General features: G+C 63.8%; 12 protein-coding genes and 2 tRNA genes. 5 read left to right on the plus strand and 9 right to left on the minus strand.

Annotated features, from left to right (window positions below):
- Positions 1-218 precede the first annotated feature (218 nt).
- Entirely contained in the window at positions 219-1,454 is a 1,236-nt protein-coding gene (locus ACFQ2S_RS16280) for a lytic murein transglycosylase (protein ID WP_386076047.1), read from the minus strand.
- A gap of 154 nt (positions 1,455-1,608) precedes the next feature.
- Between ACFQ2S_RS16280 and ACFQ2S_RS16285 the strand changes: the two genes are divergently transcribed.
- Both ACFQ2S_RS16285 and ACFQ2S_RS16290 read left to right on the plus strand, forming a co-directional pair.
- Positions 1,609-1,983, plus strand: coding sequence for a rhodanese-like domain-containing protein (locus tag ACFQ2S_RS16285; protein WP_089235450.1), 375 nt, complete (start codon positions 1,609-1,611; stop codon positions 1,981-1,983).
- Positions 1,984-2,077: 94 nt separating this feature from the next.
- The gene (locus tag ACFQ2S_RS16290; protein ID WP_386076048.1) at positions 2,078-2,374 is read left to right on the plus strand and encodes an antibiotic biosynthesis monooxygenase family protein; all 297 of its coding nucleotides are present in this window, start codon (positions 2,078-2,080) and stop codon (positions 2,372-2,374) included.
- 59 nt (positions 2,375-2,433) lie between these two features.
- On the opposite strand, the gene rplA is transcribed toward ACFQ2S_RS16290, so the two are convergent.
- The 4 genes from rplA to secE form a co-directional block, all read right to left on the minus strand.
- Complete coding sequence (gene rplA / locus ACFQ2S_RS16295; protein WP_386076049.1) at positions 2,434-3,135, minus strand: 50S ribosomal protein L1; 702 nt, start codon at positions 3,133-3,135, stop codon at positions 2,434-2,436.
- Between the two features lie 3 nt (positions 3,136-3,138).
- The gene (gene rplK, locus ACFQ2S_RS16300; RefSeq protein ID WP_386076050.1) at positions 3,139-3,567 is read right to left on the minus strand and encodes a 50S ribosomal protein L11; all 429 of its coding nucleotides are present in this window, start codon (positions 3,565-3,567) and stop codon (positions 3,139-3,141) included.
- A 163-nt stretch (positions 3,568-3,730) separates the two neighbouring features.
- Positions 3,731-4,264 (minus strand): transcription termination/antitermination protein NusG, encoded by a 534-nt coding sequence (gene nusG / locus ACFQ2S_RS16305; RefSeq protein WP_386076052.1) that lies wholly within the window; start codon positions 4,262-4,264, stop codon positions 3,731-3,733.
- 217 nt (positions 4,265-4,481) lie between these two features.
- Positions 4,482-4,673: a preprotein translocase subunit SecE gene (gene secE / locus ACFQ2S_RS16310; protein WP_386076054.1), complete on the minus strand. Its 192-nt coding sequence runs from the start codon at positions 4,671-4,673 to the stop codon at positions 4,482-4,484.
- A 218-nt stretch (positions 4,674-4,891) separates the two neighbouring features.
- Between secE and ACFQ2S_RS16315 the strand changes: the two genes are divergently transcribed.
- Entirely contained in the window at positions 4,892-6,181 is a 1,290-nt protein-coding gene (locus ACFQ2S_RS16315; RefSeq protein ID WP_386076056.1) for a hypothetical protein, read from the plus strand.
- A 378-nt stretch (positions 6,182-6,559) separates the two neighbouring features.
- Here ACFQ2S_RS16315 and ACFQ2S_RS16320 read toward each other — a convergent pair.
- A tRNA-Trp gene (locus ACFQ2S_RS16320) sits at positions 6,560-6,635 on the minus strand.
- 224 nt (positions 6,636-6,859) lie between these two features.
- Here ACFQ2S_RS16320 and ACFQ2S_RS16325 point away from each other — a divergent pair.
- Complete coding sequence (locus ACFQ2S_RS16325; RefSeq protein ID WP_386076058.1) at positions 6,860-7,654, plus strand: class I SAM-dependent methyltransferase; 795 nt, start codon at positions 6,860-6,862, stop codon at positions 7,652-7,654.
- A 10-nt stretch (positions 7,655-7,664) separates the two neighbouring features.
- On the opposite strand, the gene ACFQ2S_RS16330 is transcribed toward ACFQ2S_RS16325, so the two are convergent.
- Both ACFQ2S_RS16330 and ACFQ2S_RS16335 read right to left on the minus strand, forming a co-directional pair.
- Entirely contained in the window at positions 7,665-8,555 is an 891-nt protein-coding gene (locus tag ACFQ2S_RS16330) for a dienelactone hydrolase family protein (protein ID WP_386076060.1), read from the minus strand.
- A gap of 450 nt (positions 8,556-9,005) precedes the next feature.
- Complete coding sequence (locus ACFQ2S_RS16335; protein ID WP_386076062.1) at positions 9,006-9,215, minus strand: hypothetical protein; 210 nt, start codon at positions 9,213-9,215, stop codon at positions 9,006-9,008.
- Positions 9,216-10,230: 1,015 nt separating this feature from the next.
- Between ACFQ2S_RS16335 and ACFQ2S_RS16340 the strand changes: the two genes are divergently transcribed.
- Positions 10,231-10,307, plus strand: a tRNA-Met gene (locus ACFQ2S_RS16340).
- Between the two features lie 516 nt (positions 10,308-10,823).
- Here the strand turns inward: ACFQ2S_RS16340 and ACFQ2S_RS16345 are convergent.
- On the minus strand, positions 10,824-11,764 hold a 941-nt coding region (locus tag ACFQ2S_RS16345), incomplete at its 5' end, for a helix-turn-helix domain-containing protein (RefSeq protein ID WP_386076063.1).

The raw sequence follows: 11,764 nt of genomic DNA on the forward strand, positions 1-11,764 counted from the left end.
GGCGGTGCCCGGGTCATCCGTCGGGCCTGGCAGCACCTGCGCCTGCCACGCCGCCGTGCCGGCTGCGTGCGCGCCGGTATAGGCGCCCCACGGAAGCAGGCAAAGCATGAGGAAGAGCAGGGGGATCAGACGCCACGGTCGCATGGTTCGAGCCTGCCAGAGCTCCGCGGCCCGGTCGAGCCGGGCTGCGAGCAACTTGCCGTGAGCGCCTGCCGCTGTCAGCGCAAGCGACGCAGGAGGTCCATCGAGGGCTGCCCGGTGACCGGTAGCCCCACGCTGCGCTGGTAGGCGGAGATCGCGGCCTCGGTGTTTGAGCCGATCACGCCGTCGGTGCCCTGGGTGTCGAAGCCTTTGGCAGTCAGCAGCCGTTGCAGTTCCTTGCGGTCGTCGATGGTCATGCCCAGCGCATCGGGCGGGAAGGTGGCCTGGATCGGCGCGCCGCCGAGGATGCGGTCGGACAGATGCCCCACGCCCAGGGCATAGCTCTCGGCATTGTTGTAGCGCAGGATCACGCTGAAGTTCCGGTAGACGATGAAGGCGGGGCCGGCGGCGCCATCGGGCATCAGGATCGAGGCACTGCCGTGGTTCGGCACTGGCCGGCCGCGGGTGTCGGTCACGCCCATCCCGGCCCAGCTTGCGGCGCTGCGGGCGTTGCCGCGCCCGGCGAGGCCGGTGCTGAACCCGGCCGGCAGGCGCACCTCCATCCCCCAAGGCTGCCCCTTCTGCCAACCGTTGCGCTGCAGGTAGGCGGCGGTGGAGGCCAGCGCGTCGGCGGGATTGTCCGACCAGATGTCACGCCGCCCGTCGCCGGTGAAATCCACCGCGAAGGCCTCGAAGGAGGTCGGGATGAACTGCGTGTGGCCCATGGCGCCGGCCCAGCTGCCGACCATCCGGTCGGCGGTGATGTCGCCGCGCTGCAGGATCCGCAGCGCCGCCATCAGCTGCTTCTCCATGAAAGCACCGCGGCGGCCGTCGTAGGCCAGGGTCGAAAGCGCCGAGATGGTCGGGATGTCGCCCCGACGGGTGCCGTAGCGGCTCTCCAGCCCCCAGATCGCGGTCACTACCTGCCGCTCGACCCCGTAGCGCGATTCGATCGCCGCGAGGGTGCTGCCGTGCTGACGCAGCGCCGTCTTGCCCATGCTGACCCGCTCGTCGGAGGCGGCGATCGCCATGTAGTCCTCGAGGGTGCGGGTGAACTCGGTCTGGTTGCGGTCGCGCTCGATCACGCCGGGCAGGTAGCCGACATTGCGGAACGCCTGGTCGAGCGTCGCCTGCGAGATCCCGCCCGCGGCCGCGCGCTGCCTGAAGCCCGCCACCCAGCTGTCGAAGGCCGGGTTCGGCACCGCGGGCATGCTGGAGGACGTGTCGCGGCTGCTGGAGACCCCGCCGCCCGAACAGGCCGACACGAAGGTTGCGAGAAGGCTGAGGGAAATGGTGCGTCTGGAAATCTGCATGGGACTGCTCCGCCCGGTCTTGGTTCTGTTTCCCCCTCCATACCGGAGCGCCGGGGCCGATCAAAGCGTCGTGAGCGGCGGCAGCGGAAAGCCGCGTTGACGGATCGCTCGCGCATGCCCAGTTTACGGGCGGGAAACAGCGAAAGGACGGGCCATGAAAAGCGCCAACGACTACCTCGAAGAGGCACATGCGGTTGTGCCGAAGATCACGCCGGAAGAGGGGATCTCGCGCCATGCGGAAGGCAAGTCCGTCTTCCTCGACGTGCGGGATTCCTCCGACATCGCGCATTCGGGCACGATTGCCGGGGCCGTGCGCGTTCCGCGCGGCATGATCGAGTTCGCCGCCGACCCGAACACCCCGTTCCACGAGACCCGGCTGCACTACGACGCCGATATCGTGCTCGTCTGCGGGGCCGGTGGTCAGGCGGCCCTGACCGGCAAGACCCTGCTCGACATGGGCTACAAACACGTGTCGAACGTCGGCGGGTTCAACGCCTGGAAAGAGGCCGGCGGGCCGACCGAGGGCTGAGACGGCCCCGGATATGGTATCATTGCCCCGCGCGGCCGGAGATGCCGCGCGGGGCGGTCATGCGGCGGAAACCCTGCAAAAGGGAGGCTCTTGCATGATCATGCGCATCTTTCAGGTCGTCACGCGCCCGGGAAAGGAGGCGGAGTTCAGCCGCTTCTTTCACGAGACGGCCATTCCGCTGATGAAATCGACCGACGGCTGCCTGACCGTTCTTCCCGGCGCGGCGCGCCCCGAAAGCCCGCGCGAGTTCAGCTTCGTCATGGTCTGGCGCGAACTCGAGGCGCTGAAAGCCTTCGTGGGCGAGGATTACCGTTCCGCGCATGTCGATCCGGCCGAGGCGGAGATCGTCGAATCGCGGACCATCCACCATTACGATCTGGTCGAGACCTGAGGCCTCCAACGAGAAAGGGCGCCCGCAGGCGCCCTTTTCGAATTTCTTCAGGCCGACGGTCAGGCCTGTGCGGTCGTGGAAGCCACGTCGATGGTCACGCCCGGACCCATGGTGGAGCTCAGCGAGACCTTTTCCATGTAGGTGCCCTTGGCGCCCGACGGCTTGGCCTTGGCCACGGCGTCGCAGAAGGCGCGGATGTTCTCGACCAGCTTCGCCTCGTCGAAAGACGCCTTGCCGACGCCGGCGTGAACCACGCCACCCTTTTCGGCGCGGAACTGCACCTCACCGCCCTTGGCGGCCTGAACGGCGGCTGCCACGTCGGGGGTCACGGTGCCGACCTTCGGGTTCGGCATCAGGTTGCGCGGGCCGAGGATCTTACCCAGGCGGCCGACGATCGGCATCATGTCCGGGGTCGCGATGCAGCGATCGAAATCGATGGTGCCGCCCTGGATGGTTTCCATCAGGTCTTCGGCGCCCACGATGTCGGCGCCGGCGGCCTTGGCTTCATCGGCCTTGTCGCCACGGGCGAACACGGCGACGCGAACGCTCTTGCCGGTGCCGTTGGGCAGCACGACAGTGCCGCGAACCATCTGGTCGGCGTGGCGGGTGTCGACGCCCAGGTTCATCGCGATCTCGACGGTCTCATCGAACTTCGCCTTGGCGTTGCCCTTCACGAGCGCAACGGCTTCCTCGACGCTGACGTCTTCCTTGCCGGCGAATGCCTCACGGGCGGCGCGGGTACGTTTTCCAAGCTTGGCCATGACTTACCCTTTCACCTCGATACCCATCGACCGGGCGGAGCCCAGGATGATCTGCATTGCAGCCTCGACGTCGTTGGCGTTGAGGTCCTTCATCTTGGCTTCGGCGATTTCCTTGACCTGAGCCACGGTGACGGTCCCTGCGGTCTGCTTGCCGGGGGTGTTGGCGCCCGACTTCAGCTTCGCGGCCTTCTTCAGGAAGTACGACGCCGGGGGCGTCTTGATGTCCATCGTGAAGGACTTGTCCTGATAGTAGGTGATGACGGTCGGGCAGGGCGCGCCCGGATCCATGTCCTGCGTCTTGGCGTTGAACGCCTTGCAGAATTCCATGATGTTGATGCCGCGCTGACCGAGGGCGGGGCCAACGGGCGGGGACGGGTTCGCCTGACCGGCGGGCACCTGCAATTTCATCTTGCCGGCGAGTTTCTTGGCCATCTGGCCTCTCCTTCTTCATCGGCGCTCAAGTTGAGCACCCTACCGAGACACGACGCGTCGCGCCTCGCTGGTTAGCGTGGTGTGGTCCGGACGCGCGCGTCCTCGCCTCCCACGAACGAATGGCGTTTCCGCCAAGAGGTGCGTGCTGCCACGCACCGGTCGCTCAGGTCTCCTTGGACACCTGAGAGAATTCCAGTTCCACCGGCGTTGCCCGGCCGAAGATCGACACCGTCACCTTCAGGCGCTGGTTGTCGTCGTCCACGTCCTCGACCATGCCCGCGAAGCCCTCGAACGGACCGTCGGTCACGTTGACCTGCTCGCCCACCTCGTAGGTAATCAGCGAGCGCGGCGCCTCGATGCCTTCTTCGACGCGGTTGAGGATCTGGTTCACCTCGGAGTCGCGCATCGGCATCGGCTTGCCCTGCGGGCCGAGGAACCCGGTGACCCGGTTGATCGAGTTGATAAGGTGATAACCGCGGTCGGTCATCTCCATGTGCACCAGCACATAGCCCGGCATGAACCGGCGCTCGGCCGTCACCTTCTTGCCGCGGCGTACCTCGATGACCTCTTCGGTCGGCACCAGCACTTCGTCGATCTCTTCCTCGAGACCGGCCTGGGCCACGTCGTGACGGATCTGTTCGGCGATCTTCTTCTCGAAATTCGAGAGGACGCTAACCGAATACCAACGCTTCGCCATGCCGTGCCTTGTCCTTGCTTCATGCCCGGGCCCGCTGGCTCAGGCGAATTCCTGTTGTCCCTGTCCCCGGACCATCGGGATGGCCCATCCCAAAAGAAAAGCGGCGTGCGACCCGAATCGATGCACGCCTGCTGGGGAGAGTTCGGCTGCTTTAGCGCCGGGACCGTCCGTTTTCAAGGGCGGATCGACCGCCCCGTTCCTTGTTCGCCTGCCGGATTCAGCCGAAGAACCGGAGCACCTGCGTCAGGCCGCTGCGGATCAGAAGGTCGACCAGGAAAAAAAAGATCGCGGTCAGCGTTGCCAGGGCAAAGACCATCATGGTGGTCAGGAACACTTCCCGACGGGTCGGCCAGACGACCTTGCCGACTTCGGTGCGCACCTGCTGCATGAACTGGAGGGGGTTGGCCATCTGTCTTCCCGAACTGTCGCGATATCTGCTTCGAGCGCTGCACATACGCGCCCCGTGCGGCGAATTCAAGCCGGCTGCCGAAAACGCGACCGGCAAAGATCCGCCGGTTTCGGGACGCGCCTCACCCGATCCGGCCGATTGCCCACTTTGTGCCATGATGTTCCGCCAAATCTCCAATGAGTGCAAAACGACCGAATTGTTGCGATTGGAGGATTGTCATGTTCGGTGGGACGTTTCGGATGCCTTGGCACGGGTACCTGCTGCTGTCTCTGATTGTCGCTGCGTTCGCCGTGTGGATGCACAGCGATCTGGTGCGGGTAGAGCAGGAAAAGAAGGCTGCGCTTGCGCAGCCGGCACCGGCGCCCGTGGCTCTGGCGGACTTCCGAAAGGCGCACGACATCCACCTCGCCGGCGAGATCAACGTGCTTGGCTGGATAAACCCAGACTTCAACACCCATCTCGTCAAGGACGACGGCGGGCAGGGCGACGAACGTCTCATGTTCGTCCTTTTCGACGGCGCGGAGGACGAGACAGCACGCGTGGGACGCGCGGCGATCCTCGTTCCGTCGGTTCTGGAGCAGAAGTTCCGCGGCTGGGTCGCCAGCTCGAATCCGGCTCAGGATGTTTGGCAGACCCGCCTTGCGTGGGGCTACGAAAGAGACGTCTACCACTTCAACGGTCGCGTGGCGCCGTCGCCGGAACTGGGCGACCTGGCCATTGCTGCAATGCAAGGGGCCGGCCTGACGCCCGCGTCCGACTTCATCTTCATCGAGCCGTTCCTCGACGGACGCGAGGTCGCGCTGGCGGCCGATCCGGCGACGTCGATGCAGCTCACGGCCGTGGTCGGCGCATTGAGCATGGTTCTCCTGTTCGCGGCTATTTCCAATTTCGACCGGAGCCGCGCAGCTTCCCAGGCGCACGATGTCGCTGAGGGTGAGCCGGACGATCTGGCCCGCATCGGCGCGTCGCAGGTCCGTGTGGTGGCCGAGGCGCGCGTCCCGATGCTGCCGGAACTCGAGGACGCGCCAGACGGCTCCGACACCTCTGCGCAGACCGGCGCGGCCAGCTGGCTTCGTTCGCCGCTCGTGCTGATCCTGCTGGCCTTCATCGGAATTGCGTCCGCGACCGGCGCGCCGCCACAGGTCATCCTGATCTCGCTTGTGCCTGCCTTCTTCACGGCGGCCGTGGTCTGGGCGGTGCTGCGAATGATCTGCACTGCGGTTCGTGCGGCCCGCGAGGCCCGCACCGTCACCCGCGCCAGCCTTTTTGGCGAGCGCAAAGTCTTCGAGTCGGATGAGTCCGACGAAATCGTGGCGAAACCCGATGTCTCTAGCGCGATGCCGGCCAGCATGCCCATACGTCAGGTGGCTCAACGAGGGGCGGAGCCCACCGTCCGGCCGCGTCGGCGCAAGGGCCCGAAGGGATTGGGTATCAATGCAACCGACGTGCGTTCTGCCGGGCAATCTGCCTCGGGAACGGCGCGGCATCGGCATCCCGAGCGGGCCTGAAAGGCCTGCCTCGGAAATCTCATTAACTCTCCGAACCGTTGCCACCATTCCGCCATTTGGAAGTGGGACAAGCATGGTGTGTCCACCGGGGTAATAATGATTTTGACAGGCAGTTGGCTGTCGCTGGTAATGGTTTCGCCTCTGGTGGGCACACGTTTCATCGTGTCTCGTTGTGTTCGGCGCGTTTTTGGTTGCGCCACCCAGGAACAGATTGCACGGCCTGTAGCTGCCGCACCGGCCGTGCGCGCCTTCTGTCATTCCGCTCTTCACAGATACGGTCCGAATTTCCGCAACGAGCGTTCCGAAACCGATGACGCGTGGACGCACGGGAGGCGGGATACTGCCGTATTGCGACCGGGTCTGTCTAAAGATGGGAAGTGGCAGGGGCAGCAGGGTTCGAACCCGCGACCTACGGTTTTGGAGACCGTCGCTCTACCAGCTGAGCTATACCCCTACGGCCAGCGTTTCTTAGGTATTCCGCCCGGGACCGTCAAGCGCATATCACAACGGCCAGCAGTTTGCCCTTCGGCCGCTCCGGATGGCAGGGACGCCACCTCGGGCATGGCCTTGGAGACAGGCCTTTGGTAACGCCATTTCATGCAGACACCGCCACGCCCCTCTGTCCAAGACGCCCGTTTCGACACGGCAACGAAGGCCCTCGCTGACCGGCCATGGTCGATGTTGATGGATCGCGCGCTCGGCAAGGCGCGCGCCGTCCCCACGATGCTCGGCGCCGAAGAGCAGCGTCTATACTTCTGGCTTGCCGCCTTCTGGGCAGAAGGCACCGGCGAGATTGTCGATCTGGGATGCTTCGCGGGAGGCTCCACGGCGCGACTGGCCGAGGGGCTGGATGTCTCCGGCCACGATGCGCGTGTGCATGCCTTCGACCGTTTCACCGCGGGCGAGGACGTGAAGCGCTCGATCCTCTACCCACAGGGAATCACCCCGTTCGAAGGTGCAGATATCCTGCCACTTGCGCAGGACTTACTGGCACCCTGGGGAGACCGGATCCGGTTTCATCGCGGCGAGATCGACGAGATGGCGTGGTGCGGCGATCCGATCGAACTGCTGATCATGGATGCGTCCAAAGCGGCCGATACGATGGACCGCATGGCGGAAGCCTTCCTGCCGCATCTGGTGCCGGGACGGTCGCTGCTGGTTCAACAGGACTTTCTTCACTGGAGCCAGCCGTGGGTGCCGGTGCAGATGGAGCGGCTTTCCGAGTTCTTCACACCGCTTGTGCATGTGCCGCGCGACACGCTGGTCTTCCTGTGCCACCGCACGCCGACACGGCAGGATCTGTGCCGCTCCCGGACCGCGGATCTTTCCGACAAGGACCTGCTGGGCTACCTTGAGATGGCGCACGAGCGCTATGCCGACTGGGGGCTGGCGGCGCGGCTGGACGAAACGATACGCGGGCTGCGGGCCAACCCCGGAAAACGGCGGGCGTTCCAGTTCAGGCGCCCTGGATAGCGCTCGCGCGTCACCGGGGCGACAGCCGCTCCAGGAAGCTCTCGACGGCCATCTGCGCCGCGCGGGTTGCCTCGGGCGAGAACTCCAGAATGCTGAACGGGCTCTTCTCGGCCTGATCGAACCCATGGGTCGCGCCGTCCAGCACGAGCGACGTGACGTCGTTGCCCTGCGCCGCCATGCGCGCAACAAGATCCTCGCAGGAGGTCTCGTCGGCGATAGTGTCGCCCTCGACCAGCAGGAACAGCGTCGGCACATCGGTCGTCCAGCCGAACCGCGCCACCTGACTCCCGGCGCCGCAATAGGGATAGAACAGAACGGCGCCGAGGATCCCGGTCAGACCTCTTTCCGAGATCGACGGAGGCCAGCGTGACAGCCCGTGCGGTCGTTCCCCGCGATCGTACAACGCCAACATGTCGAGAATCGCCCAGCCCCCGTGCGACGCTCCAAGCAGGAGCAGGCGGTCAGGATCGACCCCATCCATCGCCCGCGCGTCCTCGATTGCGACCGCAACATCTCCGGCACGCTCCGCACCGGTGAGCAACTGCCCGGCGCAGATCAGCCGCCAGATGCGGGCATCCATATAGCCACGAGGACCATGGCTGTCGACGATGACGGAGGCCCAGCCCGCCGTCGCCAATGCCTCCGCCCACCGATCCATGTTGTCCCTTGGTCCGTCACAGCCGGAAAACAGCAAGGCGGTAGGCCAGGGGCCTGTCCCGTCTGGCAAGGTCACGCGGTAATACGAGGCGATCATGCGTGACACGGCCTCTGGGCTCTTCGCCGGTGACAGCAATCCGAAGTATCTCGAGAGCGTGTTGCCTGCCAGCATGAGGCCAAGCACCGCAATTGTCCCGGCGACCCAGATGTGCCAGCGAAGCCCCCACCGTGCGGGCGCCTTCATGGACCGCCTCCGGCGACGGTCCGGATCGCTGATATTTGGCGTCGGCGCCCAACCGCAACATGGGCGTCTGACCACTGCTCGGGAGGCCCTGAAGCGTTTGCCTGTTCCAGCGGGTGTCTAGGGGGATGCAAGGGGCGTGAGACTGATGCTCCGACCGGGGTGAGTGCAACGCTGCGGGCCCGGTCCCCTTCGTCAACCTGCGTTTGCCCGCGAGAGTCCTCAGTGGACAGAGCCATTCCGGTGTTTCGGCGCGCCAGAATGTCTTGGGACGCGAACAGAGCGCCTGTTCCGGTCATTGTTTCAGGAGATATTTCCATGGCGATTCCCCGGATCACAGGGTTCCCTACCATGATGATCTCGCAGCCCAAAGCTCCGGCCGTTGGGTCGTCACGGCGCCGGATGGATCAGTGCAGGAGAACCAGTGCATCGACCCGGTGGAGTCTGCTCAGGTCAGGTTACAAATGTGAATGCCCGGGCAGGCGTGCGCATGGCAAGCGCCTGATCCGGGTGGCGGCGATTGCAGAAGCTGACCCAGTCATCGATGGAGTGGGTCGCGTGCTGGATGCCGTCGAAGCGATGGCGATGGATATACGGCTCCTGCAAAGTTGGATGACGCGCGAAACCATGCCATCCTGCTGCGGGCAGTGCGGCGTTATGCATGCCTGCTTCAGGCCGTAACTCCGGACCAATGCGGTGTCGCGACGCGTGGTGAAGACCAGGCCGTGGTCGGTCCTCAACGGGAACTCGCGCGTCGCCTTGCCCAAGAAGTCGAACAGGAGGATTGGCGCGTGCTGCTGGGCACTGGCAGCAGCCTGGCCTTGTCGAAGCGCGACAGGCGCCAGCCCGGAAACGCGCTGCAGTCGATGACAGGAACGAGCGTTGTCCAGCCGTCTCGATCTGCCCAGACACGGCAGAGGTCCGTCGACAAGCGTTCGTTTGGCGCAATCGCGCCCGACGGCACAGACTCGAGGCGGGGCCGCATGCTCACGGCGCACTTGCGGACCTGCCAGCCCTTGATCCGGAAGGAGGACGCAAACGCCACCGGTTCGTGAAAGCGTCCGACCGAGCTGCACGTTGTTCATGTTGAAGCCCTTGAGCGAGGCCATCGTCCGGTAGCCAATCGATGGCTCCTTCTCGATCATCGCCCTGATCGGCTCGGTAGAGCGGAGATCGACCTTCGGCACTGCCCTGGTCAGCCTGAAATTGACGGGCCTCCGCAGCAGGCCTTGGTCAGGGCGCCTCGATCCCGTCCGCCAGCAAGCTCTCATGGAGCGTCCGGATAAAGTGCCGTCTTTCCGTAGCATGAGGGCCTGCCGTTTTTGTCGAGCGGGCGGCACGCAGGGAGTTCACCATGCCGCGCTCCGAGTCTTCGACCCAACCCTCGATCTCGGAGGACGACGACTTGAACGAACAGCTCGCTGCGACAGAGGTTGTCCTGGCCAGAATGATCTCAAGCACCGGCGAAATCTTACGCTTCGCCGTCCATCACTTGACGCAGTGGTCCTTCGTCATTCGCATCGCTACGTTCTCCCTCGCAGCATGAGCAGGATTTCACCGAGGCGATACAGCAAGAGCTGTCGGATCTCCTTCACTGAGAAGATGAAAGTTTTTTGACGATCACCCCCATTTTTCTCTTGCGGCCGATTCAGACCGGGCCTAGATAGGCACCTCTTGGCGCGGGGTGGAGCAGCCCGGTAGCTCGTCAGGCTCATAACCTGAAGGTCGTAGGTTCAAATCCTACCCCCGCAACCAAATTTTCTGTTTTTATACAGTTGCTTAAACGCCGCCATCTTGGCGGCGTTTTGCATTTTTGAAGGTAGCTGGAAGCACTGTGGAAGCATGTGAAGCCGTTTCGCGCATGTGTCATCTAAAGCACACCGGGGCTGTCATGCTTCTCACAAGGTGGAGCGCTGAGGAACGTCCATACGTCGATGTCATTGTGATTTGAGGGTTCGGCCATGCCGCTGTCGGTCGTAGGGCGTCCCCAATGGCAGTTGCCTGCGCATTGCAGCCGTTCGCGACACCCGAACGCCTCGCAAGCGCAGCACTATCGCCCGAGTTGGAAGCGGTCATTCACGGTCGTATCGGCGAACGACGGCGACGAGCCCTTAGCGGCCGACTACGCTTTCAGCTGTAAGGTCTAAACTCGGGCGAAGAGCGCCGCGGGCCGACGGAGGCGATCTTCGCCGACGTGAACACGCACCTGGCAGAGAAGGGTATCACGCTGCGGTCGGGCAAGCTGGTGGACCCTTGTGTATCCGAGCTCTGCTAGCGTGACCCCGTCACCGGCCCCGGATAGGCCCGATGGCGGGGGAGATCACCCCGGAAACCTGACGGCGTCTTGCCGGTCCATCGCCGGAATGCCCGGTCTAGGACGGCCGAACTGGAGAGACCCACCTGAAGAGCGATTTGCGCGATGGGCAGGGTCGTGTTCGACAAGAGGTCTTCGGTGATGCTCTGGCGCACGTCGTCCTTCATCTGACTGTAGGAGGTGCCATTTGCCCATAAGATGCGCTGGATCCGGCGTGGATGCTGGCGGCAGATCAAGGCAAAGACGTTCAGTGTCAGATCCTGATGAGCGATGTTGTCCTTCAGCATGTCTCGAAGATAGGAAAGGGTCGCTTCTCTGCGGCCATCTGATGCAAACTCCCCTCGTGACTTTTTCACCAGGTCCCAGTCCAGCGAGAATGGTGCCCAAAGCCAGTGCGTCGGAAATGAAATCCGCAAGCCGTCGATCTGGGATCTGATGAGCGCCTGCTTCGGGAGAAAACCCGGCGGAAGCCCTTGGGTGGTTGGTACAGTGATCAGGATGTCTTTTGGGTCGAAGGTTTTTCCGATCCCTTTCTTTATCAAAGTCGCATAAAGTGCGACGCCGATTGCATCCAACTGTGTTGACGGCTTAGTCACACTGACGGTGCGGTTAATGTCGAAGCTTGACATTCCGGGTGAAATGGAAACCGAGTACCGCACGTTATTAACCTGCTTTCGGACTTCCTCCACCAACCGGGACAAAAAATCTCCAAAGTTGAGAGCATGGGTCGCCGAATCCCGGAAAGCCTGCGTTCCTTTTTTCGCTGTTTCGATTGCCACCTTTGCGCCAAAGTACGGATCGCCGAGAGTTTCCGCCATATCCTCAAGGGCGGTGGAGTGCCCCATCTGAACTGGTCCACCGTTATGTTTAGGAAACGGAGGACAGAGAATGGCGAACA

It is taken from the genome of Tropicimonas aquimaris (assembly GCF_042676185.1).
GTDB lineage: Bacteria > Pseudomonadota > Alphaproteobacteria > Rhodobacterales > Rhodobacteraceae > Tropicimonas > Tropicimonas aquimaris.

Excerpts from the sequence above, each read along its gene's own strand:
- ACFQ2S_RS16280 (WP_386076047.1), bottom strand. The coding sequence starts at position 1,454 with ATGCAGATTTCCAGACGCACCATTTCCCTCAGCCTTCTCGCAACCTTC.
- ACFQ2S_RS16285 (WP_089235450.1), top strand. The coding sequence starts at position 1,609 with ATGAAAAGCGCCAACGACTACCTCGAAGAGGCACATGCGGTTGTGCCG.
- ACFQ2S_RS16290 (WP_386076048.1), top strand. The coding sequence starts at position 2,078 with ATGATCATGCGCATCTTTCAGGTCGTCACGCGCCCGGGAAAGGAGGCG.
- rplA (WP_386076049.1), bottom strand. The coding sequence starts at position 3,135 with ATGGCCAAGCTTGGAAAACGTACCCGCGCCGCCCGTGAGGCATTCGCC.
- rplK (WP_386076050.1), bottom strand. The coding sequence starts at position 3,567 with ATGGCCAAGAAACTCGCCGGCAAGATGAAATTGCAGGTGCCCGCCGGT.
- nusG (WP_386076052.1), bottom strand. The coding sequence starts at position 4,264 with ATGGCGAAGCGTTGGTATTCGGTTAGCGTCCTCTCGAATTTCGAGAAG.
- secE (WP_386076054.1), bottom strand. The coding sequence starts at position 4,673 with ATGGCCAACCCCCTCCAGTTCATGCAGCAGGTGCGCACCGAAGTCGGC.
- ACFQ2S_RS16315 (WP_386076056.1), top strand. The coding sequence starts at position 4,892 with ATGTTCGGTGGGACGTTTCGGATGCCTTGGCACGGGTACCTGCTGCTG.
- ACFQ2S_RS16325 (WP_386076058.1), top strand. The coding sequence starts at position 6,860 with ATGTTGATGGATCGCGCGCTCGGCAAGGCGCGCGCCGTCCCCACGATG.
- ACFQ2S_RS16330 (WP_386076060.1), bottom strand. The coding sequence starts at position 8,555 with ATGAAGGCGCCCGCACGGTGGGGGCTTCGCTGGCACATCTGGGTCGCC.
- ACFQ2S_RS16335 (WP_386076062.1), bottom strand. The coding sequence starts at position 9,215 with ATGCATAACGCCGCACTGCCCGCAGCAGGATGGCATGGTTTCGCGCGT.